This is a genomic window from Massilia sp. CF038 (assembly GCF_900129765.1).
GTDB lineage: Bacteria > Pseudomonadota > Gammaproteobacteria > Burkholderiales > Burkholderiaceae_D > Telluria_A.
Map to the genome: position 1 here is coordinate 1,259,100 of NZ_FQWU01000001.1, position 25,052 is coordinate 1,284,151.

A 25,052-nucleotide genomic window follows, 5' to 3' on the forward strand; every position below is an offset into this window, starting at 1 on the left:
AAAGTTTTTTAATCGGGGTCAGACCTCAATACTGCAATTACTTGCAGTATTGAGGTCTGACCCCGATTTTATTTGGCGGTGGCGGATTGTGGCGGCGCTTATTCGGCGTCGGCTGGGTAGGTGACGCCGATCTGTTGGCGTATGGTGTCGAGCAATTGCATCAAGGATAGTGTATCGGCGTGCAGCATGTGCGGGCTTTCCAGCAGGCCCGCGCGCAGGCAGCGGCCCGCTTCGATCGCTTCGTGCACGTAGCCGTTGCCCAGGAAGGGCGTGGGAATCGTGCGTACGCTACCGTCGGCCAGTTTGACGGTGACGCTTTTGGCCAGGTGGAACATGGCGTCCATGCGCACACTGCCCAGGCTGCCGGAGACGGTCAGCTCGCACGGCGTGCGTGCGCGCAGCGAACAGCTGCAGATCGACAGCGCGCCGCTGGTGTGCTTCATGGAAAAGCCGGTGGTCAGGTCGATCCCGCCATCGCTCAGCACGGCCTGGGCTTGCACTGTGCTGACGGGACCGAGCAGGGCGCATGAAATCGAGAGCGGATAAATGCCCAGGTCCAGCAGCGCGCCGCCGCCCAGTTCGCGCTTGTTGACGCGGTGCTCGGGATCCTGCGTGGCCGCGAAACCAAAGTCGGCATGAACTTGGTGGACTGTGCCGATTTCGCCGGAGGCGACGATGCGCCTGACTTCCGCCAGCGCCGGCATGAAGCGCGTCCACATGGCCTCCATCAAGAACAGCTTCTTCTCGCGCGCCAGTTGCACCACGCGTTCGGCTTCGCGCAAATTCATGGTGAACGGTTTCTCGCACAGCACGGCCTTGCCGCCGTTCAGGGCCAGGATGGCGTTCTCGGCGTGCATGGGGTGCGGCGTGCCGATGTAGATGATGTCGACGTCGGGCGCAGCCGCCAGCGCCTCGTACGAGCCGTAGCAGGCCGGTGTGCCAAAGCCACTGCCGAACGCGCGCGCGCTGGCCATGCTGCGCGAGCCCACTGCGGCGAGCACCGCGCCTGGCGTGTCCATCAAGGCGGTGGCAAAGGCGCGCGCAATGCCGCCCGTGCCCAGAATGCCCCAGCGGACCGGTGGCGTGTCGTGTGCGTGCATTTACGGTTTCACTTTCAGATAGGCTTGCAGGGCGCGCACCACCAGCGCGTGGTCTTCGGGGCCGGGCAGGCCCGATACCGTGATCGTGCCAATCTGTCCGGTGCCGCGCAGCGTGAGCGGGAACGCGCCGCCGTGGGCGGCGTATTCGCGCGGATCGAGCGTGGGAATGGCGTCATAGTCGCCACCGCGGTTTTTTACTTCGGTATGAATGTAGAAGGAACTGTGGCCGCTGCGGTCGACCAGGTTGTTCTTGCGCCGGATCCAGTCCGCATGGTCGCTGCTGGTGCCCGGCATGCCGTGATAGAACAGCTGGGTGCCGTTGCGGCGAATGTCGACCGCCACCGACTGGCGTGCTTCACGGGCCAGCTCGATGATCTTCAGGCCGATCTCGAGCGCCATGTCGTTGCTGAAGCTGTCGAACTGCAGTGTGCTTTCCTGGCGCGCGATATCCGCCAGGGTGATCTCGGGTGCATCCATAATTTCTCGCGGCGCTTTCGTGGTCAGTTCCTTGAGTGCCGCTGTCACGTACAGCAGCGGCGCGTTCCAGTTGATCGCCACTTCATTGCTGGCGAAACTGCAGGCGTGGTCAAGGTAGGCCGTGGCGGCCAGGTTGGTTGGATAGGGCACAGGGCATTCTGCCTTGTCCTGCTGGCCAGGCTGCGGCCCGCCAGTGAGGAAGCCAGGCACCGGGGCCTCGATCCCGTCGGCCTGCGAGGGCCGGTGATGCGGATGCAGGGCAGGGCGGGTGCCAAAGCCGGTGACGAAGGAATAGCCTGTCGCATTGCGGCCCAACACGTAGTCCAGCGCCGACTGCGCTGCCGCCAGGTAGTCGCCATTGCCATTCATGCGGTAAGCCTGCAGCAGCATCATGGCCTGGTTCATGGCCACGGCATTGCTGCCCCATTCAAAATCCGGCTCGGTCATCGCTACGCGATAGCCGGACGCCTTCCATTGGCGGATCAGATTGGAAGCCAGACCGTCGATGCGTTTTTCGATCAGCTTGCGGTCAGCCAGCGGTGTCAGGCTGGCGCGGTGCTGGGCCAGCGAGATCCAGGCCAGCGAGCGCACGTCGCTCCAGGTGGGCACCGTGGCCGTGACCGATTCCGCCTTCATGCTGCGGTAGTAGCTGTCCTTGCCGCTGGTGATATACAGTTCGGCCGCGGCCCAGGCGCGTTCGTCCGCCACCTGGTCGTCGCCATATTCGCCAGTGACCACGTCAGACGGGTTCTTGAAGTAGCGCGCCGGATTGGCCTCGGCCCACTGCCATGCCGCTTCGGCCGCGGCCAGCATGCGTGCGGACAGGCCAGGGTGCTGCTTTTCGTAGGGGCGGAATACGCGGCTGGCGGCAGCCATGGTGGCGGCAAAGTCGAATGCTGCCGCTGTGCTTTTGGCCACCACGTAGCGCGGTGTTTTCATCGCGTCGACCGGCATCACCATGCCATCGAAGGTGAGGTTGGTCAGCTTGTGATAGACCCCGCCATCGTTCGGATCCTGCATCGCCAGCATCCACTCGAGATTCCACAGGGTCTCGTCGAGAATGTCGGGCAGAGCGTTGCCAGACTCGGGGATATTGGTGCCCAGTTTGTCGAAAAAGGCTGGGAAGTGTTCGTATGCCGCTAGCAGGGTGTATGTGGAGATGCCCGAGTTGGCGACATAGATATTGTAGTCGCCTGCATCGTACCAGCCCTTCGGTACCGCGATCACGGTGCCTGCCGGGCGTGCGCTGGATGCGGCCGAGGCGTGCACCACGGCCGCGCTGTTGGCGTGCCCTGCGGCGCGCGCGTACACGCCGGCGTGCGCCTGCGCCAATGCGGTGCCGGCCCGGTTGAAGTAGTAGGCCTTGAGCGCGGCAGTGGTCAGCGGCTGATAGACCTTGTCGCCGATGGTGAAGCGGTCAGACGGCGCCGCCCCGGCCACCTTGATGCGGTAGCTGCCAGGCGTCTTCAAGGCCGAGAAGTCGGCCAGGCGCACCGTCTCGCCGGACGGTGCCCACGCGGCCGGGGCGCGCAAGCTGCCCTTGAAGACTGGCTTGCCGCTGTCGGCGTCAATCACCTCGAAGGCGGTCGCTTCCAGCTGCGGCACCACTGCCAGCTTGCTGGAGAGGGGCAGAAAACCGAGCTGGTTGACCTTGATGGCAGGCGTTTGTGCATGGGCCGCCGCTGTTGCCAGCAGCAGCGCGATGGGCACCAGTCTCATGCCGGTACCGCCTTGGCCGGGCCGCTCGCATCATCCAGCGCTTCGTCGTGCGGGAATGGCGCGGTCCAGGTCGCGATGAACGACGGGATGGTGGCCACCATCACAAACACGAAATAGCTGACGTAACCCATGGCCTCTTGCAGGTGACCGCTAATGACGCCCGTGACCAGGCCGCACAGCCCCATCACACCGGTTCCGAAGGCATAGTGGGTGGTGGTGTATTTGCCCGGTGCCAGCTGCTGCATCAGGTAGATCATGAAGCCGACCGCGCCAAAGCCGAAGAAGAATTTTTCGATGACGACGCCCGCGCCAATCACCACCAGATTGGTGGGCAGGTACACGCTCATCAACAGGAAGGTCACGTTCGGGATGTTGATGGCGCAGCACAGGATGAACAGCGTGGCCTTGAGCCCGCGCCGCGCCACGAACCAGCCGCCCAGCAGGGAACCAAGCAGCACTGCCGCCAGGCCCCAGGTGCCATACACAATGCCCAGCAGTTCATTGGACAGCCCCAGGCCGCCCTTGGAAACCGGATCGACCATGAAGAAAGGACCGATTTTTTCCAGGAAGCCGACACTGAGGCGGAACAGGAAAGCAAAGGCCAGCATGCGCCACACGCCTGGTTTCTGGAACAGGGTGACAAAGGCGTCGAGCAGGATGCGGCCGCCTTCGGCCACGCTGGTGGGCGTATTTTCGGCGCGGGCGCCGTCCGGCATGGTGCGCGCATGCCAGGCCGCCATTACCAGCGTCAGGCCGCCGACCAGGAAGAAGATGATGCGCCATGAATCGATCCATTGCGGACCAAAGACAGTGGCATCATGGTGGAACACTTCCGTGTGCAAGCGTCCGCTCAGATACACCATGCCACCGGCGGCGACGATGGGGCCGACGTTCCACGACAGGCTCTGAATGCCGCAGTAAAGCGACTGGGCGCGCGCGTCGAGCGAGGTGACATACACGCCGTCGCTGGCGATATCCTGAGTGGCACCCACGAACGAGAGCAGGAAGAACACCACCATCAAAAAGGCCATGTAATTGGGTAGGGCCATGAGCAGGCCCACGCCGGCAAAACCTAAGCCGATCAGCACCTGGGCGCACAGCACGAAGAACTTCTTGGTGCGGTACATTTCGACAAACGGTGCGAACAGGGGCTTGATGGTGTAAGCCAGGATCAGAATGCTGGAGTATTGCGCCGCCTTGCCGTTGTCCATGCCCAGATTTTTGAACATGATGGCGGTCACGGTGGTCAGCATCACATAGCCAAGCGCCATCGTGAAGTAACCGGTCGGGACCCACAGCAGCGGGGATACCTTGCGCTCAAACGTGGACATGATTTGCTTCCGATCGGGTCTGGTTGGGTTGCATGGATGATGCCACAGGCACGCTCGAATCGAGATGGTCGGCCAGGATCGCGGCGGCGCCGGCCAGGGCGGGGCAGGCAGCCGTGATCAGCAAGGTGGGGATCTGTTTGGTAAAGCCGGAGAAGCGGCCCTTTTTCTCGAAGCGCGCGCGAAACGGCGATTGCTCGAAATAGTCACCCAGACGCGGCACCACACCACCGCCGATGTAAATGCCACCGGTGGCGCCCAGGGTCACGGCCAGGTTGGCCGCCACGGTGCCGAGCATGCCCGAGAAGCAGTCCAGCGTTTCGCGGCACAGCGCATCGCCCCCCTCGAGGGCGCGTTCGACGATGGCCGATGTCGACAAGGAGATGTCCGCCTGCAGCCCGCGGCTGTAGGCCAGGGCTTCGCGAATGAGAGCGATGCCGGGGCCCGACACCATGCGCTCGGCCGACACATGGTCGAAGCGCCGCCAGCAGTACTGCAGCACCGCCACCTCGCGTTCGTCCGAAGGCGAGAAGGCAACGTGGCCGCCTTCACTTTGCAGGGCCACCCAGCGTTCGCCAGCCGGCACCAGGCCCGACACGCCAAGGCCGGTGCCGGCGCCCACCAGGCCGATGGCGCCGTGGGGCCGGGCCTGGCCGCCGCCGATCTGGCGCAGTTCGGACGGCGCCAGGATGGGCAGCGCCATTGCCAGCGCGGTGAAGTCGTTTACCACCAGCAGGGTGTCAAGGCCCAGCTCACGCTGCGCCGCCGCGATGGAAAACGCCCAGTGATGATTAGTCATGCGGATGGCATCGCCGTCGACCGGGTTGGCAATGGCAATCACGGCGTGGCGGGCGCCGGCGCCGGGACCAGCCAGGTAAGCCCTGGCGGCATCTTCAAAGCGGGAATAGTCGGCGCAGGCCAGATTGTGCATGGCACTGATCCGTCCAGGCCCGTATTCAAGGGCGAAGCGGGCGTTGGTGCCGCCAATGTCAGCCAGCAGGCGTGGGCCGTCTGGGTAGGAACCGGAGATCATGAAGTGCTCCTTGTTTTACGCTGCGATTAACGCTGCGATGTAATCAGTTCGCGGTACCAGTGCGCGCTTTCTTTCGGGGTGCGCTGCTGGGTTGCATAGTCGACGTGGATGATGCCGAAGCGCTTGGCGTAGCCGGAGTTCCATTCGAAGTTGTCGAGCAGGCTCCAGAGGAAGTAGCCTTGCACGTTCACGCCCGCTTGCATGGCCGATTGAAGCGCTTCCAAATGGCTGCGCACAAAAGCGATGCGGGCATGATCAGGCGCGCCTGCTTCATCGGGATTGGCCATGCCGTTCTCGGTGATGTAGATTGGCGGCAGATCGTACTCGGCATTCAGCTTGAGCAGCAGCTCGGTCAAGCCTTGTGGGTAGATTTCCCAGCCCATGTCGGTGAAGCCATGCTTGCCCGGCGCCGGTAGCGGCGGGTTGGCGGCGCTGCACCAGGAACGGAAGTAGTAATTACAGCCGAGGAAATCGATACGCTGACAAATGATGCCCATGTCGCTGTCGTGCACCACTGGCGCATCGGCGCCATGCGCGCGCAGCGCCAGTTCGGGGTAGCGGCCCTTGAAGATGGGGTCCATGAACCACTGCACCGAGCGCGCATACTCCAGTTCCGCCATGTCGCGGTCGGCCTGCGAATCGGTGGCCGGATCGGCCGTCCATTGATTGAGCACGATCCCCAGCGCGGCCGAGACTTTGGCAGCGCGCATGGCCGACATGGCCAGGCCGTGCGACAGCAGCAGGTGGTGCGACACCTGAATGGCCTGCTTTGCGTTGGCCACGCCAGGTGCGAACTGCGCATTGCCGTAGCCCAGATTGGCGGTGCACCAGGGTTCATTGTGGGTGGCGATGGTGGCCACCCGGTTGCCGAAGCGGCGCGCCACTTCAGCGGCATAGTCGGCAAAGCGGTGTGCGGTGTCGCGATTGAGCCAGCCGCCGTCGTCCTGCAGACCTTGCGGCAGATCCCAGTGGTACAGCGTGACATGGGCCTTGATGTTCTTCGCTTCCAGTTCGCTCAGCAAGCGATCGTAGAAAGCAAAGCCGGCTTCATTCCAGGCGCCTTTGCCGGTTGGCTGAACGCGTGCCCAGGCGATGGAAAAGCGGTAAGCGTCCACCCCGAGGGAGGCGATCAGGCCAACGTCCTCGCGGTAGCGGTGATAGTGGTCGCAAGCGACGGTGCCGTCGCTGGCATCCTTGATATTGCCAGGCTTGCTGCAGAAGGTATCCCAGATCGAGGGGCCCTTGCCATCGGTCGCCCAGGCGCCTTCAATCTGAAACGCGCTGGTGGCGACGCCCCACGTGAAGTCCGCAGGGAAGTGAGTCGATTGTGTCATGTGGGGCTCTGCAAAGGATGGAAAAAGCGGGACAGGCGCGCTGGCGCCTGCCCCGGTACCGGCTTAGAAGTCGAAGCCGGTGTTCACACCGATAGTACGCGGTGGTTTGTATTGCGACAACCATGGACCGAAGCCATTGAACGCCGAGGTCTTGACCTTCTCGTCGCTGGCATTACGCACATAGGCGTCAGCGTACCAGCCGCGGGCGGACTGGTAGCGCAGGCCCAGATCGGCCGTACCGTAGGCTTTCTGACGGTCTGCCTCACCCAGATTGAATACCGACAGTTCGGCTTCGGTCTCGTAGTGCGCCGTGATGCGTGGGGTCAGCGTGCCGTCCGACAGGTGGAAGGTGTGCTGGTACTGGACCGTGGTCGAGAACTTCGGCGCATGCGGCAGCTTGTGGCCGGTGACATCGAGGCAGGTGGCGATGCTGGTATCGACCGTGCAAGTTGGCAGCGTGTAGTCGTTGGAACCGGCAATCAGTGCACCGAGCTTGGTCTTCAGGAAGGCCAGGGTCACCGAAACGCGATCGTCCGGCGTGATGCGGGCGGCGATTTCGGACTCGAAGCCGTAGACCTTGGCGCCATCGGCGTTTTCGATCGCCAGACCACGGCTGCCATCAGGGAAGCTGACCGGCGAATTGAACTGGAAGTCCTTGAAGTTCGAGTAGAACAAGGCGTTATTGACCTTGATCTTGCCGCCTGCGAAGGAGTGCTTCGAACCGATCTCGTAGTTGGTCAGCGTTTCAGGCGCATACGGCAAGCCGCGATCCTGCACACCGCCCGACTTGTAGCCGGTAGCGACGCTGGCGTAAGCCATCGTATCCTTGTCGAACTCGTAGTTGGCGCGAATCAGACCGGTGACCTTGCTGCCCTTGAAGACGCCATCGTTACCTGGCACGTCAGCTTCAAAGCCCTGGCCTGGTACGCGTGGATCCATGGATGGATTGAGCGGCAGTTGCGGCACACCCGGGGTATTGCGCCAGGTGTAGGCACGGCCGCCGACGTTCTCGCGGCGGTCCTGGGTGTAGCGCACGCCCCCGGTCAGATGGAAAGCGTCGCTGACGTTCCAGGTGGCCTGGCCGAAGGCCGCTTTCGAGTCCACGGTTTCTTCAGGCTGGATGAAGGAACCCTGCCAGCCCACGGTACCATCCTGGGTGCCGTTGAAGATCGGGATGTCGAAACGGATGTCGTTCTTTTCAGCCGCGTAGTACAGGCCGAGCTGCCAGTCGATGTCCTTCTTGCCGACCGATTGCAGTTCCAGTTCATGACTGTGGCTGCGGTAGTTCGAATCGGTGGTGGTGTGTTCCTGCCAGGTCGCGCCGGAGCGGATGCTGGTTGGTACACGCGCGCCGCCGTCCTGGTCGAAGCGCATCGAACCCTGGTACTTGGAGAAGCCGGCGATGTAATGCAGGGCCATGTCCGGAGCGACCTGGTATTCCAGGCGGCTGCGCACATTGTGGCTGTCGCGGTTGATCCATGGGGCGCTGTCCGACAAGATCGACCAGAAGTCCTGGCCAGCCCGTGGTACTTGCATCAAGTTGGCGCTTGGGGTGCCGCGGTCAGCAAATTTTTCGTAAGCGACGTTCCACTTCAACTGCGGCGTGATGTGCCACAGCAGGCTGGCGCGGAAGGCAGTCTGGTTCTGGGCGCTGTACTTCTGGTTGCCGACCGCGAACTGGTTCGGATTGATCGGACGGAAGGTCGCAATATCACCACCGGCAGCCACGTAAGCGGCTTGCTGGTCGGCGATCGCCACGCCAGGGAACTTCTGATAGTCGACGTAGCCGTCATGCTGCTCGTGGACGATACCGATGCGCAGGGCAGCGGTGTCGGACAACGGCATATTGAAGGCAGCGCGCGCGCCATAGCGGTTGTAGTCGCCAATGCCCGCTTCCACGGTGCCGGCGCGGCTGTTCAATTCAGGCTTGACGGTCTGGATGTTGACTGCGCCCACGGTGGAATTGCGGCCCCACAGGGTGCCTTGCGGGCCGCGCAGCACCTCGATTGCCTCGATGTCGAACATCAGCGCGGTGGCGCCTTCGGCACGTGGCGAATACACATTGTCGACGAAGGAAGCGACTTCCGGATCGGCGTACTGGGTCTTGGCGCTGTCGTTACCGATGCCGCGCAAAGTCATGGTGGTCACGCCGTGGTCGCCCTGGGCGGTGGCCTGGAAGCCTGGTACCAGCGAGACCACGTCAAGCATGGTTTGTACATGGTTGTCCTGCAGGGTGGCCGCATTGAGCGAGGTAATCGCGATTGGCGTTTTTTGCAGGCTGGTGGTGCGTTTGGTCGCGGTGACGACCACTTCAGGAATCAGGCCCGAGTCGCTGTTGGCGACTGCCTTCTCGGCTGCCGGGGCAGCAGTGGTCTGGGCATGCGCGCCATTGATCGAGGCGAGCAGGGTGAGGATCGCCAACTGGATCTGGGCGCCCGGACGGCGGAACGGCTTTGCTGCAGATGATTTCATGCTGTCTCCAAAGGGAAGTGTGAAGTTATTGCTTTTATAGTTTTCTACGAAATCGATTTCACGTCTTGTGAAAACGTTTTCATGGTACATTTCAGTGCAAGAGAAAGTCAAACGAAATATTGTGGTGCTGTAAAATTTACCACATTCACCATAGTGGGGCAGAGTTTATGAAAACTTTTCAAAATGTGTTGATCGTCGGTGGCGGCACCGCAGGCTGGCTCACTGCCTGTTTTCTGGCCAAGACGCTGGGGGCGGCACGCCCCGGCGGCGTACGCATAACCCTGGTCGAGTCGCCCCAGATCGGCATCATTGGCGTGGGCGAGGGTACTTTTCCTTCGATTCGCGGGACTTTGTCGGCGATTGGCGTTGACGAAGCGCGCTTTGTACGCGAATGCCACGCCACCTTCAAGCAAGGCGTCAAGTTTGCCAACTGGGTACGCCCGGCTGGCAGCTTTGGCAGCGACCATTACTTCCATCCGTTCAGCCACCCCAGCCAGCGCCAGGGCAGCGCCGAGCTGCTGCCGTACTGGCTGCGCGGCCTGGCGGGAGAGGGCGTCCCGTTCGCGCAGGCCGCGACCATGCAGAAGCGCGTGGCCGACGCCGCCCGCGCGCCCAAGCGCACCAGCGATGGCGACTATCTGGGGCCAATGAACTACGCCTACCACTTCGATGCCGGGCGCTTTGCCAAGCTGCTGGCTGAACATGGCGTGACCCTGGGCGTGCAGCACGTGCTGGGCAACGTGGGCCAGGTCGAGTTGAATGATGACGGCGCCATCGCACGCGTGCACACGGAAGAACACGGCGCACTGGAAGCGGACCTGTACATCGACTGCACCGGCTTTCGCGCCAGCCTGATTGGCCAGGCGCTCGGTTCACCGCTGCGCAAGCTGGACGACGTGCTGTTCGTCGACCACGCGCTGGCCATGCAAGTGCCGTATCCGGCTGCGGACACGCCGATCCCGTCATACACCATCTCCACCGCGCATGAAGCGGGATGGACCTGGGATATCGGCCTGCAGGAGCGGCGCGGCATCGGCTACGTCTATTCCAGCCGGCATACCAGCGACGAACGCGCTGAAGAAGTACTGCGCGCCTACGTGGGCCCGGCAGCCGCTGGCCTGACACCGCGCAAGCTCGAGCTGCAGCTGGGCTACCGCGAAGTGCAGTGGGTGAAAAACTGCGTGGCCGTGGGCTTGTCGGGCGGCTTCCTGGAGCCGCTGGAGTCATCCGGCATCGGTCTGATTGAAACGGCGGCCTACCTGATCGGCTTCCTGTTCCCGTTCAATGGCCAGACCGAGCCCGTGGCGCGCACCTTCAATGACTTGATGCGTCAGCGTTACGAGCGCGTGGTCGACTTCATCAAGCTGCACTACTGCCTGACCCAGCGCACCGATTCGGCCTTTTGGCGCGAGAACGCCGATGCTGCATCGATTCCTGCATCGCTGCAGGCCAAGCTGGCCATGTGGCAGGGCAGGCCGCCGCACCGGCTTGATTTTGTGACCGATCTGGAGATGTATCCACCGTCGAGCTGGCAGTACGTGCTGTACGGGATGGAGTTCCACAGCGCGCTGCACGCCAGCGCCGCCAACGCCGCGCTGGACGGACAGGCGCGTGACGAATTCAAGACCATCGCCATGCTGGCCGAGCGGGCCCTGGCCGACCTGCCGCCGCACCGCGATTTGGTCGATCATATGTGTGCCCGCGCCAGCGCGCGGTGATATAGTTCAGGCGATGAAAACAGAGAGCACCACCACCACATTGCAGCAGGTTGCCGACGCTGCCGGCGTCTCGCCGGCCACCGTGTCGCGCTTCCTGAACGGGACTGCCAAAGTCTCCGGCGTCAAGCGCCAGGCGCTCGAGCGCGTGATCGAAGAGCTGCAGTACAAGCCGAACCGGCTGGCGCAAAGCCTGAAGATGGGCACCACGCGCACCATTGGCGTGCTGACCCAGTCGCTCGAAAGCGGCTACTTCAACAAGACCATGACCGGGATTGAAGACGTGATGAAGGCCGCCGGTTATGCAATGCTCATCATGAGCGGGCACTGGCATGCTGACGAAGAAGCGGACCGGGTCGAACTGCTGATCGGGCGGCGCGTGGACGGCGTGGTGATCCTGACCGGGAACATGACCGACGGGCAGATCCTGAAGTTCTCCAAACAGGTGCCCATTATCGCGTTCGGGCGCAAACTCGAAGGCGAACGCGCGCGCGGCTTCTGTCTCGACAACTACGCGGCCGCGTGTGAAGCGATGGATTTGCTGGTGGAGCAGGGGCACCGCCGGATTGCTTTCGTGGCCGGCCCGCAGGAACAGGAAGATGCGCGCGCGCGTCTGGCTGGCTACCGCGACACGCTGAGTCGGCACCGGATCCCGTACGATCCCGCACTGGTGGTCGATGGCGACTTCCAGGAGTCGGCCGGTCTGCTGGCGGTGGACCAGTTGCTGGCATCGAAGCAGCGCTTCACCGCCATCTTCGCCGCCAACGACCTGATGGCCTACGGCGCCCGGCTGGCGTTGTACCGGCGCAGCATCCGGGTACCGGACGACATCTCGATCATCGGCTTCGACGACCTGCACAGTTCAATGTACACGACCCCACCGCTGACGACGGTGCGCCAGCCCCTGTACGAAGTAGGTACCTGCATCGGCAACATGCTGCTGCCCCTGATGGGCCAGCGCAGCGAACCGGCCCACATCCCGGCGCTGAGCCTGGTCGTGCGCGAATCGGTCCGCCGCATCGCCTGATTAAAATCAAACCGGGGTCAGACCTCATTTTTGCAATGGCCTCGGGCGGAGGTCTGACCCCAGTTTGACAAATATCAAGCCGCTTGCCGCGGTCCCCTCGTGGCGGCCGAAAGTTGCAAAAATGAGGTCTGACCCCAGCCCGGGCATGTTGCAGAAATGAGGTCTGACCCCAGTGTTGAAACGGGGGGGCGGGGCGTTAGATGCCTTAGATTTCGAGGTTGTCGATCAGGCGGGTGGTGCCGAGCTTGGCGGCGGCCAGCACGACCAGCGGCGTGCCTTGCGCCAGGTCGCCGGCCGACGGCGGCTGCAGGTCGCTTTGCTTGCGGATCGAGATGTAGTCCGGCTTCCAGCCGCGACCGGCAAGTTCCGTCATCGCTTTGTGTTCGAGCTGGAACACGTCGAGGTGGCCGGCACGCACTTCGTCAGCCACGGCGTTCAAGCTGCGGTACAGGGCCGGCGCTTCGGCGCGCTCGGCTTCCGACAAGTACATATTGCGCGACGACAGGGCCAGGCCATCGTCGGCGCGCCAGGTTTCGGCGGCAATGATTTGGGTCGGCAAGGCAAACTGGCGGCTCATGTTGCGAACCATCATGAGCTGCTGGTAATCCTTTTTGCCGAACACGGCCACCTTCGGCTGCACGCACGAGAACAGCTTGAGTACGATGGTGGTGACGCCGGTGAAGAAGCCGGGACGAAACTCGCCTTCCAGGGTGTTGCCCAGGTCGTCAGGCGGACGCACGCGGAACTCTTGCGGTTCCGGATACAGATCCTTTTCCGTCGGTGCAAACAGCACGTACACGCCTTCTTTTTCCAGCTTTTCCACATCAGCCTGGAAGGTGCGCGGGTATTTGTCGAAGTCTTCGTTGGGACCGAACTGCAGACGGTTGACGAAGATCGACGCTACCACCGGGTCGCCATGCTTGCGCGCCAGGCGCATCAGCGACAAATGCCCTTCGTGCAGATTGCCCATGGTGGGCACGAAGGCGGTGCGCAGTTGGCCACTGAGCTGGTCGCGCAGTTCTTCGACAGAGGAAATGATTTTCATGGGGGTCCTGAGGTTATGCGGGCGAGTAGGCCAGGCGCACGTAAATGGGCGCGAATGGCTCTGCCTGGGTAATTTCAATGAGGGTTTCTTTGGCCAGTTCGAGCATGGCGACGAAGTGCACGACCACGATCGGCACGCCGCCCTGGCCTTCAAACAGGTCGGCAAACTCGACAAAACGCGACGATTGCAGCTGGCGCAAGATGGCGGTCATGTGTTCGCGCACCGACAATTCCTGGCGGCTGATGCGGTGGTGCTGGGTCAGGCGCGCACGGCCCAGCACGTCCAGCCAAGCACGCTGCAGGTCGCTTACGTCCACGTCTGGCCAGGTGGGAATATTGCTTTGCTCGACAAACAGGGCAGGGCGCACGAAATCGCGGTCCACTTGCGGCACGGCATTCAGATCATAGGCGGCGACCTTGATCTGCTCGTATTCCAGCAGGCGGCGCACCAGCTCGGCACGGGGGTCGCCCGCTTCTTCGTCGTCGCTCTTGCGCTGCGGTAGCAGCATGCGTGATTTGATTTCAATCAGCATGGCGGCCATCAAGAGATATTCGGCAGCCAGTTCCAGATTGTGCAGGCGGATCTGGTCGACATACTTCAGATATTGCAGGGTGACCTGCGCCATCGGGATGTCGAGAATGTTGAAGTTTTGCTTGCGGATCAGGTAGAGCAGCAAGTCCAGCGGCCCTTCGAAGGCGTCGAGAAAGATCTCGAGCGCATCCGGTGGAATGTACAGGTCGGTCGGCATGCGCAGCAGCGGCTCGCCGTACAGGCGGGCGATGGCGGCAGCGTCGGCTGGCGCACTGGCAGGCGCCGCGGTGTCGGCGGGCGCGCTGTCTGCGGCTGGGGTGTCGGTGGCAGCGGCGTCATCGACGATCTGGTCGTCTGCCGTGCCTGCCACCTCATCTGGCAACATGATCGATCAACCGTGGGCGGATCAGAGTTTGTTCTGGTACACGTAAGCTTGCTGGCGCACGCGCGATTCGGCGGTGCGGTCCTGTTCCGCCAGCGGGGTTGGGGCTTTGTCCCACAGCAGGGAGCGGCCCACGCGCTGGCCTTCTTCGATGCCGGGATTCTTGGCCTTGAGCTCGGCGATGAACTTGGTGTGCTCGGATTCGTACAGGGAATGCTGTTTGGAGAATTTCATGATGTGAAATAGTAAGGCGGACACTGCTATTTTACCGCGTGCGCGCGGGGGCGGGGCTCCGGCCAGTCCGGCGCCGCGCAGAGCGGCACCGGCCAGGTCGGCTTAGTCCGGGTGCAGGGCGTTGAGCTGACGGGCGATGATGTCGTGGTTCAACCACAGCACCGGGCCAATCTGTTCGGCAGCGCCATGGAACATCAGCGGGCCGGCGCCTTCCAGCACCAGCGAGCTGAGGTGGTCGGTGATCAGGGCCTTTTTGTCCTTGTGCATCTTGGTGATCTCTTCGGACAAGCCGATCATCACGTCTGCCAGGGCCGGAGTGTTGTCCATCGGCCAGGCGCCAAAGTTGCGGAAGGCAGCGCTGGTATCGTTGTTGTTATAGGACTCGATCAAGTCCAGCAGGGTTTGCAGCTGCACGCCATCTTCCAGCAAGGCCTGGCAGGCATCCCATTGCTGCTGGGCCCACTTGCCGCCGTTTTCACGCTTCAAGGCATTCAGCAGCGGGAACAGGGGCAATTCCACGCCGACAAAAATGTCCGACGAGTTGGTGCGGATTTCCGGGCAGTTGAAGACGGTGGCATACACGCCCTGCGCCCAGGCGGCCGAGGCCACGCTTTCCAGGCGCATCTTGGCGTAGCCCTGGGTGTAGTTGGTGTAGGTTTGCCACTGGTATTTGCCATCGATCAGGATCTCGGTGCCGTGGTAGCCGTACGCCGTGTAACGCGCGCTGCCGCCAGTGGCGGTGACGCGTGCGCGGATTGCGGCGCTCGCGCTGATCAGGTAGCCCAGGGTGTTGGCGGTGACTTCGTCGAAGTTCATCAAAATCAGCTTGCCCAGGTCGCTGTCGAGCAGGGCGCGCGAGGACATAAAGCGCTCGCCACGGCCCTTGTAGATGCGGTTGGCAATGGCCAGGAAGGCCTTGATCTTCGGAATGCCGCCCGCCATGGTGTGCGCGAAGAACACGTTGGCGCCGTCCGGGATCAGCTTGTCGATCTCGGCCATGACGATGGCGGCGGAGTCCGTGAAGCGCTTGACGCCAGCTGCGCGGCAGGCTTCGATCTTGGCCCAGTCCAGCTTGTCTTCTTGCCAGCTTTTGAGGGTAATTCCAGACAGCATTTCAGTCGGGTTCTGTTCGCCAGCGGGGGCGTCCATGTCGAAACCGGCCATCATCGGCACATTGATGATCTTGCCGCCGAGCTTTTCTTCTGCTTCGGCCAGCTCTTCCGCATTCAGGCCGCGCAAGGCATTGTTCTCGTCGCGACGGCCGACGGTGATGCCGACAATGGTCATGCCAGCAGCGCGTGCCTCATCGATCAGACCGTTGACGTAACCACGGCCGAACAGTTCGCCGAAGAGGACAAAGACATCACCCTTCTTGAACAGGTTGGTTTTAGGAATGTGCCGAAGGGAAGTCAATTCGCTCATAGTGGATTTACCGCTCTGTAAGTGTTGGGATCGGGTGCCGGGCCCCGTCTTGTTGTTGTCTGTTATTTCGGTCAAACGCGACATTATAGCGCTGCCGCGTCCGTGAAAACCAGTTTGGCGCGCTAGTGGCGCAGGATGCGGCGCATGACCAGCGGCGCCGGTTCGGCCGGGTTGGCGTGGGAATATTCCAGTTCTTCGGCCAGTTCGAACGCATAGGCCGCGTACAGGTCCAACAGTTTGGGCTGATCGCCACGCACCGCCAGGCGCAATTCCTGCACGGCACTGGCCAGGCTGTGGTGAATCACCGCTTCCAGCAAGTGCTGCGACAGGTTGTTGCCGCGGCAATGGGGCAGTACGCCCATGCGCAGGATTTCCCATACATCCTGGTCCAGGTCGTGCGGGGCCCAGCGTACCGAGCCGACGGCTTCGCCGCCCTGCATCAATATAAAGGCGCCGCCGCGGCGCAGGTGAGCGTCCACCTGTTCGGCGGTTTCTACGTGGCCACTGGAAGTGTCGCTGACCTTGCCGGCCCACGCGGCGCGCGTGAGGGCGGCAATCAAATGGGCGTCGTCAGCGCTGGCTTCCCGGACCACGATGTTCATCGGCCGGCCTTAACGGATGCGCATGCCCGGCTGCGCGCCTGGCCACGGTTCCAGCACGTACAGGCCTGGATTGGCTTTTTCGTCGGCAGCCGAGGCGCACAGCACCATGCCTTCGGACACGCCAAACTTCATCTTGCGCGGGGCCAGGTTGGCGACCAGCACGGTCAACTTGCCGATCAGCTGCTCTGGCTGGTAAGCCGACTTGATGCCCGAGAAAACATTGCGGTGGCGGCCTTCGCCCACGTCCAGGGTCAGGCGCAGCAGCTTGTCGGAACCGTCCACCTGCTCGCAATTGACGATTTTGGCAATGCGCAGATCGATTTTGGTGAAGTCGTCGATCTTGATTTCGGGCGCCAACTCTTCGATGTCGCCCTTGGGCGGCGCGTCCAGGGCAGGGGCGGGCGCGGCGGCGGTTGGAGCGGCTGGGGCAGCGGCCACGACCGGCTTGTCGAACAAGTCTTCCACCATCTTGGCGTCGACCCGGGTCATCAGGTGGCTGTAGGCGCCGATGGTGCGGCCCAGCATGGTTTCGTAGACGGCAGCACCCTTGGTGTCGCTCCACGAAATTTGCTCGTCGTGCAGGAATTCGCTGACGCGGCTGGCCACTTGCGGCAACACGGGTGACAACAGAATGGTGAGCTGGCGGAACAGAATCAATGCGGCGGTGCAGACATCATGCAGTTCGGCCGTCTTGGCTTCATCCTTGGCCAGGATCCATGGCTTGTTTTCATCAACGTACTGGTTGGTGATGTCGGCAATTTCCATGATTTCGCGCAGCGCCTTGCCGAATTCGCGATTTTCGAAGTTGGCGGCAATGCTGGCCTGGCGCTCGGCGCCATCCACGGTCAAGGCGCGGCTGATCCATTGCTGGGCGCTTGGCGACAGCGTGGTGGCCAGCTTGCCGTCGAACTTCTTGGCGATGAAGCCGGCGCAGCGGCTGGCGATGTTAACGTACTTGCCGATCAGGTCGCTGTTGACGCGCGCCACGAAGTCGTCGCCGTTGAAGTCCAGGTCTTCGACCTTCGAATTGAGCTTGAAGGCAATGTAATAGCGCAGCCACTCCGGATTCATTTTCAGATCCAGGTAGCGCAGCGGCGAAATACCCGTGCCGCGCGACTTCGACATTTTTTCGTTGTTGACCGTCAGGTGGCCATGCACATTGACCTTCAGTTTGTCGATGATCGGGTGCTGGGCAAAATTCAGCATCGCCGGCCAGAACAGCAGGTGGAAGGACACAATATCCTTGCCGATGAAGTGCACTTGTTCGGTGGCCGGATCGTTCAGCAGGGCGTTGAAATCCATCCCTTTCTTGTCGCAATAATTCTTCAGGCTGGCCAGGTAGCCAACCGGCGCGTCCAGCCAGACATAGAAGAACTTGCCCGGCGCATCGGGAATCGGAATGCCGAAGTAGGGCGCGTCGCGCGAAATATCCCAGTCAGCCAGTTTTTCACCCGCTTCACCCAGCCATTCCGAGACCTTGTTGACCATTTCCGATTGCAGGCGGCCCGGCGTGTTCAGCCATTCCTTCAGGAAGGTGAAGCAGCGCGGGTCGGACAGGGCGAAGAAATACTGCTCGGACGGCTTCAGGATCGGCGTGGACCCGGTAAACACCGAGAATGGGTTCACCAGTTCGGTTGGCTGATAGGCCGCACCGCACACTTCGCAATTGTCGCCGTACTGGTCCTTGGCGCCGCATTTCGGGCACTCGCCCTTGATGTTGCGGTCCGCCAAAAACATGCCCTTGACCGGGTCGAAGAAGCGGTCGACCGTCTTGGTGACGATCAGGCCCGTATCGCGCAGCTTGCGGTAAATGCCCTGCGACAGCTCGACGTTTTCCGGCGAATCGGTGGAGTACCAGTTGTCAAACGCAATATGGAAGCCGTCCAGGTATTGCTGGCGGCCAGCGGCGATCTTGGCCACGAATTCTTGCGGCGTGATGCCTTCCTTTTCGGCAGCGATCATGATCGGCGTGCCGTGGGTGTCGTCGGCGCACACAAAATGGACTTCACGCTGGCCACCGGCATCGCGCTGCATTCGCTGAAAACGTACCCAGATATCGGCCTGGATGTATTCCATCATGTGGCCGATGTGGAAGGCTGCGTTGGCGTAGGGCAGGGCGGTGGTGACGAACAGCTTGCGGGTCATGGTTGCGCTTTTTGGTGAGTATTGGAAAAAGAGTAAAGCATTTTACCAGCGCTTGGGGCGCATGGGCACCGCCAGCGGGCAGGCAGGCCGCCGTTTTGACCTTTTGGCAAGGCTGGCCGGGGCGATTTGCGCTAAACTTCGGGATCACATACGGAGATTTTCATGCGCATCACAGTAGAAGACGTCAAAGCGGCACTAGCGGCAGTCATCGATCCGAATACCCAGAAAGACCTCGTTTCCACCCGTTCCATCAAGAATGTCAAAGTCGACGGCGACAACATCGCGCTCGACGTGGAACTGGGTTACCCGGCAAAAAGCCAGTTTGATCTGCTGCGCGCGGCCGTGGTGGCCAAACTGCAAACACTGCCTGGCGCCGGCACCATCACGGTCAATGTGACCTCGAACATCATTTCCCACACGGTGCAGCGCGGCTTGAAGATCATGCCGAACGTGAAGAACATCATTGCAGTGGCGTCCGGCAAGGGCGGCGTTGGCAAGTCGACCACGGCAGTGAACCTGGCGCTGGCCCTGGCTGCCGAGGGCGCCAGCGTGGGCGTGCTGGACGCCGATATTTACGGGCCGTCCCAGCCGATGATGCTTGGTATCAGCGGGCGCCCGGAAACCACCGACGGCAAAACCATGGAACCGATGGAAAACCACGGCCTGCAAGTGTCGTCGATCGGTTTCATGATCGATCCGGACGAGCCCATGGTCTGGCGCGGCCCCATGGTCACCCAGGCGCTGCAGCAATTGCTGGAGCAAACCAACTGGCGCGACCTGGATTACCTGATTGTCGATATGCCGCCTGGCACCGGCGACATTCAGCTGACCTTGTCGCAAAAAGTGCCTGTGACCGGCGCCGTGATCGTGACCACCCCGCAAGACATTGCCTTGCTGGACGCGCGCAAGGGCCTGAAAATGTTTGAGAAGGTCGGCATTCCTATCCTGGGCGTGGTGGAAAACATGAGCACCCACATCTGCTCGAACTGCGGCCACACCGAAGCCATCTTCGGCCACGGCGGCGGCGCCAAAATGTGCGCCGACTTTGGTGTTGATTTCCTGGGTGCCTTGCCATTGACCATGGCGATTCGCGAACAGACCGATTCCGGCAAGCCAACCGTGGTTGCCGAACCCGATGGCGCCGTGGCTCAGATCTACAAAGAAATTGCGCGCAAAGTGGCGATCAAGATCGCCGACAAGGCCAAGGACATGAGCAGCAAGTTCCCGACCATCGTGGTCAAAAACGATTAAATTCCCGCCTCGCTTTGCCGGCCCATGGTGGCCGGCAATGTCTTTCTTCCCGCCCGTGTTGAATGGTGCTGCCTTGTCAGGAAGCCCATAGGTACGGCATCTTCGTCAATGTTTGATGTCGAGTTCGCCAGCACCCTTGTGCATGTGGCAGCGCTTTGCACGCCCGTGTGTGGCGCCAATTGAACACAGCACAAATATAGTGCCTGTTCACAAGTTAGTTTCCATGCGGCATGTGAAATACTGAATGCAAGAAAGTGACCGACGGAACTTTTTTGCTGAGCTGCAATCCAAGCTCATGTGAACACACTTGGGAAGAGACATCATGATGACATTGACACGCCGTACTGTATTCGCCACCGCTGCTGCCTTGCTGGGCGCTGCTCCCTTTGCTGGCGCCGCCACCTTGTCGGTGGGGCCAGGCATGACTTACGCCACGCCCTGCCGCGCCTTTGCTGCCGCCGCTGCCGGCGACACCGTGGAGATTGCCGCTGCCACATACACCGGTGACGTGTGCGGGATCTATGCGCACAATCTGACCATTCGCGGCATTAATGGCCGCCCAAAAATTAATGCCGGTGGTAAGAATGCAATGGGCAAGGCAATCTGGGTTGTTGTCGGCAACAACATCACGATCGACAACGTGGAAATGTTTGGTGCCAAGGTGCCCGATTTGAACGGTGCCGCGCTGCGTCTGGAAGGCACGGGCTTCACGATGCGCAACAGCTTCTTGCACGATAACGAAAACGGCATTCTGTCGGGTGCGAACTTGAACAGCGATGTGCTGATTGAAAACACCGAGTTCGGCCACAATGGTTACGGCACCGGCCAGACCCACAATCTGTACATCGGCAATGTGCGCACGCTGACTTTCCGCTACAACTTTTCGCACGATGCGGTGGTCGGGCACAACCTGAAGTCGCGCGCCCGCACCAACCATATTCTGTACAACCGTTTCTCGAGCCTGGCGCCGGGTCAGGTGGGCACCACGGCTGCCGGTCAGCCCAGTTACGAGATCGATCTGCCAAATGCAGGCGAGTCTTACATCATCGGTAATGTGATTCAGCAGCCAGCAGCGCACCAGAATCCGAGCATGGTGGCCTATGGGGAAGAGGGTGCCAGCAATCCCAGTCACAACCTGTACGTGGTCAATAATACCTTCCTGAACGACGATACCGTGCGCGGTACCTTTGTGATGGTCGGCGGCAGCGTGACCAAGCCGATCCTGCTGCAAAATAATATTTTCTCGGGCACGGGTACGCTGAGCAACCAGGTCGCGGCCGTCGCCAAGACCAACTACCGCTCGATTGCGCCTGGCTTCGTCAACCGCGCCGCCTTCGACCTGCGTCCGACCGCCAATGCACTGGTGATCGATGCCGGTTCTGCGCCTGGTTTGTCAGCGACTGGCGTGGACATGGCGCCGTTGGCCGAGTACAAGCACATCGCGCTGGGGATGGCGCGCCCACTGTCGGGGCAGCTCGATATTGGTGCGTACGAGGGCGTGTCCAGCGCACCTTGATGTTGCTGCGTTGACCCGCGAAAAAGCCGCCTCGAAGTTTGAGGCGGCTTTTTTATTCACGCTACGCTGCCGTTCAGGCCTGTCCTTTCCAGTAACGTTCGGCCAGCGCGAAGGCAGCGCCGCCGACCTGTTCGCCCAGTGCCCGTCCGGCCACGTCGGCATCGTGGAAATGAATGCCGCCGTACACGCGCGAGGTCCCCGCTTCGCAAGCGGCCAGGGTGAAGCTGGGCCAGGCCAGGGTCACGGTGCCGGTCGGCACGGTCGGCTCGATGCTGGACGAGGCAGCAGGGATGACCAGGCTGTGGTTGAAGGCATCGCTGCCGGTATAGCGCTTGAGCACTTCCGCTGCCGCTGCACTCAATGTGCTGTGGCCAGACACATAGTCGGGGAAAGGCAGGGTGGGGTTGCTGAGCGGCTGGTAGGGCATCCATTCCTGGCCCAGGATCTGGTTCAGGCCGGCAAGTGGCCCGCCCAGGCCATAGGCGCGAATGCGCTGGCCGCACAGCACCCATCGCACTGCACTAAGTGGCCTGGCTGAATCGTAGGAGCGCTTGGCGTCCCAGGCGGCAATGGCTGCATCGGACTGGGCATTGGTCAGGGCGAACAGTAGTTTGATGTCGCCGTCTTCGTTCAGATGGTCGCGCGTAGAAACGAATGCGGCAAAGTGCGACCAGGTGGCAGCCGGCGTTTCGCCGCTGATGCCGCTACGCCAGAAGTCCACCATGACCTTCTGTTCTTCGGTCAGGGCAGCCTGGATGTTGACGATATCACGCGCCTGGTCGGTAAATGCGGAAGTGCCGAACTGGGCCGGTGGGGCTGGGCGGAACTGGGCCCCGCTGGTCAGCGCGAAGGGGCGCACCTGGCCCCAGAACGGCAGCAGGAAGGTCTGGGTGCGCAGCACACCGCCGGCATCCAGATATGTCAGCGGCTGCCAGTGGCCCGGATCAGGAATGTAGGCGCGCTCGGTGGCATGCGTCACCAGCAGGGCGGGATTGCGCGCCGCGTAGCCGCTGTAATCGGCAAACGGGACGCCGCCCGGCGTCAGCGTGCCCAGCTGGTTGGAGCCATCGGTGTACGCGTAGTCCAGCAGCACGCGTGCCGTCAGGCCGCCTATCCCTTCCGGCGTGAGCGGGTCGAGCGAGGCGCGCGCCGGGTTGTAGGCCAGCAGCGCCATGTGGGCGTCGAAGGCAGCTCGCTGCGTTGGAAATTGATCAAGCAGCACGGCATAGGCGGCGTAGCTGACGGCACGCAGCTGGTTTGCTGCCGTGCGTTCTTGCGCCGGGCGGCGCAATTGCGCGGCGTGGCGTGTGCTCAGTGCAATGGCGTCATAGGCGGCCCAGGCGTTATACATGGCCGTATGCAAGATGGCCAGCGTGCGCGCTGCCAGCGGTGCCGAATTGCGCGCCGCCGTCAATGCAGCCAGCGCGACCGTGTTCCAGCCGAAGGCAACTTTGCTGCGGGTCGGTTCCGGTGGTGTTGGCGGGGTGGGTGGCGGTGGCGGATTGGGGCCAGGGCGCGGCCGGTAGTGGCCACCGCTACCGCCACAGGCAGTCAGGGCGGCGCCCAGTGCGGCGCCCGATCCAAGCTTGATGAAATTTCGGCGTTCCATGTCATTCTCGATATAGAAGTACTTCCTGCCGGGAAGCTGTCGGATGCCGATACGCATCGCACGCTCGGCACGGGTCAAGATGCAAAACTCCGAGATTCAGTATCGGGAAGGCGGAACGCGTCAGTGTTGAGGCGGCTCACGGCCATTGACGTTGTTGGGAACTTTGTGCTGGTGCTGAGAACGGCAGGCAAGAAGGTCCGCTCGCGCAGCAATGCCGGCCGGGCCGCCCGGCACGGCGGCGAGGCTGTAAAATAGATCTCTTTTTCACCACGAACATCGCCATGACCGACGTCCGCACCCGTTTTGCCCCGAGCCCGACCGGCTACCTTCACCTGGGTGGCGCTCGCACCGCCCTTTACAGCTGGGCGTATGCCCGCCATTTCGGCGGCACCTTTGTCTTGCGCATCGAAGATACCGACCTGGAACGTTCCACCCCGGAAGCGGTGCAAGCCATTATTGAGGGCATGCAGTGGTTGGGTCTGTCGCATGACGAAGGCCCGTTCTACCAGATGCAGCGCATGGACCGTTACCGCGAAGTCGTGGCGCAGATGCTCGCTGCCGGCACCGCTTATCTGTGCTACTCCTCCAAGGAAGAAGTGCAAGCCATGCGTGATCGCTTTACCGAACTGGGCGAAAAGCCGCGCTACGATGGCACCTGGCGTCCGGAGCCGGGCAAGACCTTGCCGCCAGTGCCAGCCGATCGCACACCCGTGGTGCGCTTCAAGAATCCCCAGGACGGCGACGTCACTTGGGACGATGTGGTCAAGGGCACCATCACCATTGCCAACCGCGAGCTGGACGACCTGATCATTGCTCGCCCGGACGGCACCCCGACCTACAACTTCTGCGTGGCCGTTGACGACTGGGACATGCGCATTACCCACGTGCTGCGCGGCGATGACCACGTGAACAACACGCCACGCCAGATTAATATCCTGCGTGCCATTGGCGCGCCACTGCCGCAGTACGGCCACCTGCCCATGATCCTGGGCCCCGATGGCGCCAAACTGTCCAAGCGCACGCACGCAGCCAGCGTGATGGAGTTTTCCACCATGGGCTATCTGCCGGAAACCATGCTCAACTACCTGGCGCGCCTGGGCTGGAGCCACGGCAATGAAGAAGTGTTTTCGATGGAGCAGTTCTGCGCCTGGTTCGATACTGACCACCTGACCTCGTCGGCCGCGCAAATGAACATGGAAAAGCTGGCCTGGCTGAACAACCATTACATCAAGCTGGCCGACAACGCGCGTCTGGCCACGCTGGCCCAGCCCTTGATGGCCGCGCAGGGCGCCGACTTTGCCGGCGGCCCCGACCTGGCTGCCGCGTTGGGCCTGATGAAAGAGCGTGCCAACACGGTCAACGAACTGGCGGACGCGGCCATGCTGTTCTTCCGCACGCCCCAGCCTGATCCGGCCCTGCTGGCGCAGCACCTGACCGATGCCGTCAAGCCGGCCCTGGCCCAGTTTGCCGAGCGCTGCGCCACGGTCGACATGAGCAAGGAAGCCCTGGGCGCCATGATCAAGGAAGTACTGGCAGCCCACGGCCTGAAAATGCCGCAACTGGCCATGCCCTTGCGCCTGGTATTGACGGGGCAGTTGCAAACCCCGGCCATTGACGCTGTCATCGCCCTGTTGGGACGTGAGATGGTTTTGGCCCGGATCCAAAAATTTCTATAAATTTCTTTGATTAACCCTTTGCATATTCGGTGGACTCCGCTATAATTTTGCTTCTTCGCGGAACGGGGGTATAGCTCAGCTGGGAGAGCGCTTGCATGGCATGCAAGAGGTCAGCGGTTCGATCCCGCTTACCTCCACCAACTCGAAGAAGCAGTAACCGTAATCAGTACCGGGTCCCCATCGTCTAGAGGCCTAGGACATCACCCTTTCACGGTGAGTACGGGGGTTCGAATCCCCCTGGGGACGCCAAGAATTGGCAGTGGAAGTTTAGTACCGCTAAACACCCTGATACGTCAGGGTTTTTTATTGGTGCAGCAGGTTAGGTCAGGATGTAGAATGCATCCAGGACAGATTACTGTCCCCATCGTCTAGAGGCCTAGGACATCACCCTTTCACGGTGAGTACGGGGGTTCGAATCCCCCTGGGGACGCCAG

General features: G+C 61.9%; 18 protein-coding genes and 3 tRNA genes. 8 read left to right on the top strand and 13 right to left on the bottom strand.

The window, feature by feature from the left end; all coding sequences use genetic code 11:
- Positions 1-98 precede the first annotated feature (98 nt).
- From BUC24_RS05875 to BUC24_RS05900, 6 genes are all read right to left on the bottom strand, one after another.
- Entirely contained in the window at positions 99-1,100 is a 1,002-nt protein-coding gene (locus BUC24_RS05875; RefSeq protein WP_073213159.1) for a Gfo/Idh/MocA family protein, read from the bottom strand.
- Positions 1,101-3,296, bottom strand: coding sequence for a heme-degrading domain-containing protein (locus tag BUC24_RS05880; protein WP_073213160.1), 2,196 nt, complete (start codon positions 3,294-3,296; stop codon positions 1,101-1,103). It lies immediately after the preceding gene.
- Positions 3,293-4,627, bottom strand: a complete 1,335-nt coding sequence (locus tag BUC24_RS05885; protein WP_073213161.1) for an MFS transporter — start codon at positions 4,625-4,627, stop codon at positions 3,293-3,295. Before BUC24_RS05885 ends, BUC24_RS05880 begins: the two co-directional genes overlap by 4 nt.
- Positions 4,614-5,657, bottom strand: coding sequence for a glucokinase (locus BUC24_RS05890; RefSeq protein ID WP_073213162.1), 1,044 nt, complete (start codon positions 5,655-5,657; stop codon positions 4,614-4,616). The genes BUC24_RS05885 and BUC24_RS05890 overlap by 14 nt, the downstream gene beginning before the upstream one ends.
- Before the next feature lie 26 nt (positions 5,658-5,683).
- Entirely contained in the window at positions 5,684-6,991 is a 1,308-nt protein-coding gene (locus BUC24_RS05895; protein ID WP_073213163.1) for a GH1 family beta-glucosidase, read from the bottom strand.
- A gap of 63 nt (positions 6,992-7,054) precedes the next feature.
- A complete protein-coding gene (locus BUC24_RS05900; protein WP_073213164.1) occupies positions 7,055-9,463 on the bottom strand; it encodes a TonB-dependent receptor in 2,409 nt (802 codons plus the stop codon).
- A gap of 167 nt (positions 9,464-9,630) precedes the next feature.
- Here BUC24_RS05900 and BUC24_RS05905 point away from each other — a divergent pair, with 167 nt between their 5' ends.
- On the top strand, positions 9,631-11,181 hold the full coding sequence (locus BUC24_RS05905) for a tryptophan halogenase family protein (protein ID WP_073213165.1): 1,551 nt from the start codon (positions 9,631-9,633) through the stop codon (positions 11,179-11,181).
- A 13-nt stretch (positions 11,182-11,194) separates the two neighbouring features.
- On the top strand, positions 11,195-12,205 hold the full coding sequence (locus BUC24_RS05910) for a LacI family DNA-binding transcriptional regulator (RefSeq protein ID WP_073213166.1): 1,011 nt from the start codon (positions 11,195-11,197) through the stop codon (positions 12,203-12,205).
- Positions 12,206-12,410: 205 nt separating this feature from the next.
- Here BUC24_RS05910 and panC read toward each other — a convergent pair whose 3' ends face one another.
- The 6 genes from panC to metG form a co-directional block, all read right to left on the bottom strand.
- Entirely contained in the window at positions 12,411-13,250 is an 840-nt protein-coding gene (gene panC, locus BUC24_RS05915) for a pantoate--beta-alanine ligase (RefSeq protein ID WP_073213167.1), read from the bottom strand.
- A gap of 13 nt (positions 13,251-13,263) precedes the next feature.
- On the bottom strand, positions 13,264-14,166 hold the full coding sequence (locus BUC24_RS05920; protein WP_073213168.1) for a segregation and condensation protein A: 903 nt from the start codon (positions 14,164-14,166) through the stop codon (positions 13,264-13,266).
- 21 nt (positions 14,167-14,187) lie between these two features.
- Positions 14,188-14,397 (bottom strand): DUF3460 family protein, encoded by a 210-nt coding sequence (locus tag BUC24_RS05925; RefSeq protein WP_073213169.1) that lies wholly within the window; start codon positions 14,395-14,397, stop codon positions 14,188-14,190.
- A 102-nt stretch (positions 14,398-14,499) separates the two neighbouring features.
- Positions 14,500-15,819, bottom strand: a complete 1,320-nt coding sequence (locus BUC24_RS05930; RefSeq protein ID WP_073213170.1) for an enoyl ACP reductase FabMG family protein — start codon at positions 15,817-15,819, stop codon at positions 14,500-14,502.
- A gap of 122 nt (positions 15,820-15,941) precedes the next feature.
- The gene (locus BUC24_RS05935) at positions 15,942-16,421 is read right to left on the bottom strand and encodes a GNAT family N-acetyltransferase (RefSeq protein WP_073213171.1); all 480 of its coding nucleotides are present in this window, start codon (positions 16,419-16,421) and stop codon (positions 15,942-15,944) included.
- A 9-nt stretch (positions 16,422-16,430) separates the two neighbouring features.
- Complete coding sequence (gene metG, locus BUC24_RS05940) at positions 16,431-18,566, bottom strand: methionine--tRNA ligase (protein WP_073213172.1); 2,136 nt, start codon at positions 18,564-18,566, stop codon at positions 16,431-16,433.
- Between the two features lie 162 nt (positions 18,567-18,728).
- Between metG and apbC the strand changes: the two genes are divergently transcribed.
- Positions 18,729-19,817 (top strand): iron-sulfur cluster carrier protein ApbC, encoded by a 1,089-nt coding sequence (apbC, locus tag BUC24_RS05945; RefSeq protein ID WP_073213173.1) that lies wholly within the window; start codon positions 18,729-18,731, stop codon positions 19,815-19,817.
- 322 nt (positions 19,818-20,139) lie between these two features.
- Positions 20,140-21,333 carry a right-handed parallel beta-helix repeat-containing protein gene (locus BUC24_RS05950; RefSeq protein ID WP_229448048.1) on the top strand — a complete coding sequence of 398 codons (1,194 nt, stop codon included), beginning with the start codon at positions 20,140-20,142 and terminating at the stop codon, positions 21,331-21,333.
- A 73-nt stretch (positions 21,334-21,406) separates the two neighbouring features.
- On the opposite strand, the gene BUC24_RS05955 is transcribed toward BUC24_RS05950, so the two are convergent.
- Positions 21,407-22,942 carry a vanadium-dependent haloperoxidase gene (locus tag BUC24_RS05955; protein WP_073213174.1) on the bottom strand — a complete coding sequence of 512 codons (1,536 nt, stop codon included), beginning with the start codon at positions 22,940-22,942 and terminating at the stop codon, positions 21,407-21,409.
- A 281-nt stretch (positions 22,943-23,223) separates the two neighbouring features.
- Here BUC24_RS05955 and gltX point away from each other — a divergent pair, with 281 nt between their 5' ends.
- From gltX to BUC24_RS05975, 4 genes are all read left to right on the top strand, one after another.
- Complete coding sequence (gene gltX, locus BUC24_RS05960; RefSeq protein ID WP_073213175.1) at positions 23,224-24,618, top strand: glutamate--tRNA ligase; 1,395 nt, start codon at positions 23,224-23,226, stop codon at positions 24,616-24,618.
- Between the two features lie 64 nt (positions 24,619-24,682).
- Positions 24,683-24,758 (top strand) — tRNA-Ala (locus BUC24_RS05965).
- Between the two features lie 33 nt (positions 24,759-24,791).
- Positions 24,792-24,867: transfer RNA gene (locus tag BUC24_RS05970), tRNA-Glu, on the top strand.
- 108 nt (positions 24,868-24,975) lie between these two features.
- Positions 24,976-25,051: transfer RNA gene (locus tag BUC24_RS05975), tRNA-Glu, on the top strand.
- The last annotated feature ends 1 nt before the right edge of the window (position 25,052 follow it).

Bases quoted from the DNA above. Each gene is read 5' to 3' on its own strand.
- panC (WP_073213167.1), bottom strand. From the start codon at position 13,250: ATGAAAATCATTTCCTCTGTCGAAGAACTGCGCGACCAGCTCAGTGGC.
- BUC24_RS05900 (WP_073213164.1), bottom strand. From the start codon at position 9,463: ATGAAATCATCTGCAGCAAAGCCGTTCCGCCGTCCGGGCGCCCAGATC.
- metG (WP_073213172.1), bottom strand. From the start codon at position 18,566: ATGACCCGCAAGCTGTTCGTCACCACCGCCCTGCCCTACGCCAACGCA.
- BUC24_RS05880 (WP_073213160.1), bottom strand. From the start codon at position 3,296: ATGAGACTGGTGCCCATCGCGCTGCTGCTGGCAACAGCGGCGGCCCAT.
- BUC24_RS05935 (WP_073213171.1), bottom strand. From the start codon at position 16,421: ATGAACATCGTGGTCCGGGAAGCCAGCGCTGACGACGCCCATTTGATT.
- gltX (WP_073213175.1), top strand. From the start codon at position 23,224: ATGACCGACGTCCGCACCCGTTTTGCCCCGAGCCCGACCGGCTACCTT.
- BUC24_RS05875 (WP_073213159.1), bottom strand. From the start codon at position 1,100: ATGCACGCACACGACACGCCACCGGTCCGCTGGGGCATTCTGGGCACG.
- BUC24_RS05955 (WP_073213174.1), bottom strand. From the start codon at position 22,942: ATGGAACGCCGAAATTTCATCAAGCTTGGATCGGGCGCCGCACTGGGC.
- BUC24_RS05885 (WP_073213161.1), bottom strand. From the start codon at position 4,627: ATGTCCACGTTTGAGCGCAAGGTATCCCCGCTGCTGTGGGTCCCGACC.
- BUC24_RS05950 (WP_229448048.1), top strand. From the start codon at position 20,140: ATGATGACATTGACACGCCGTACTGTATTCGCCACCGCTGCTGCCTTG.
- BUC24_RS05905 (WP_073213165.1), top strand. From the start codon at position 9,631: ATGAAAACTTTTCAAAATGTGTTGATCGTCGGTGGCGGCACCGCAGGC.
- BUC24_RS05920 (WP_073213168.1), bottom strand. From the start codon at position 14,166: ATGTTGCCAGATGAGGTGGCAGGCACGGCAGACGACCAGATCGTCGAT.
- apbC (WP_073213173.1), top strand. From the start codon at position 18,729: ATGCGCATCACAGTAGAAGACGTCAAAGCGGCACTAGCGGCAGTCATC.
- BUC24_RS05910 (WP_073213166.1), top strand. From the start codon at position 11,195: ATGAAAACAGAGAGCACCACCACCACATTGCAGCAGGTTGCCGACGCT.
- BUC24_RS05930 (WP_073213170.1), bottom strand. From the start codon at position 15,819: ATGAGCGAATTGACTTCCCTTCGGCACATTCCTAAAACCAACCTGTTC.
- BUC24_RS05895 (WP_073213163.1), bottom strand. From the start codon at position 6,991: ATGACACAATCGACTCACTTCCCTGCGGACTTCACGTGGGGCGTCGCC.
- BUC24_RS05890 (WP_073213162.1), bottom strand. From the start codon at position 5,657: ATGATCTCCGGTTCCTACCCAGACGGCCCACGCCTGCTGGCTGACATT.
- BUC24_RS05925 (WP_073213169.1), bottom strand. From the start codon at position 14,397: ATGAAATTCTCCAAACAGCATTCCCTGTACGAATCCGAGCACACCAAG.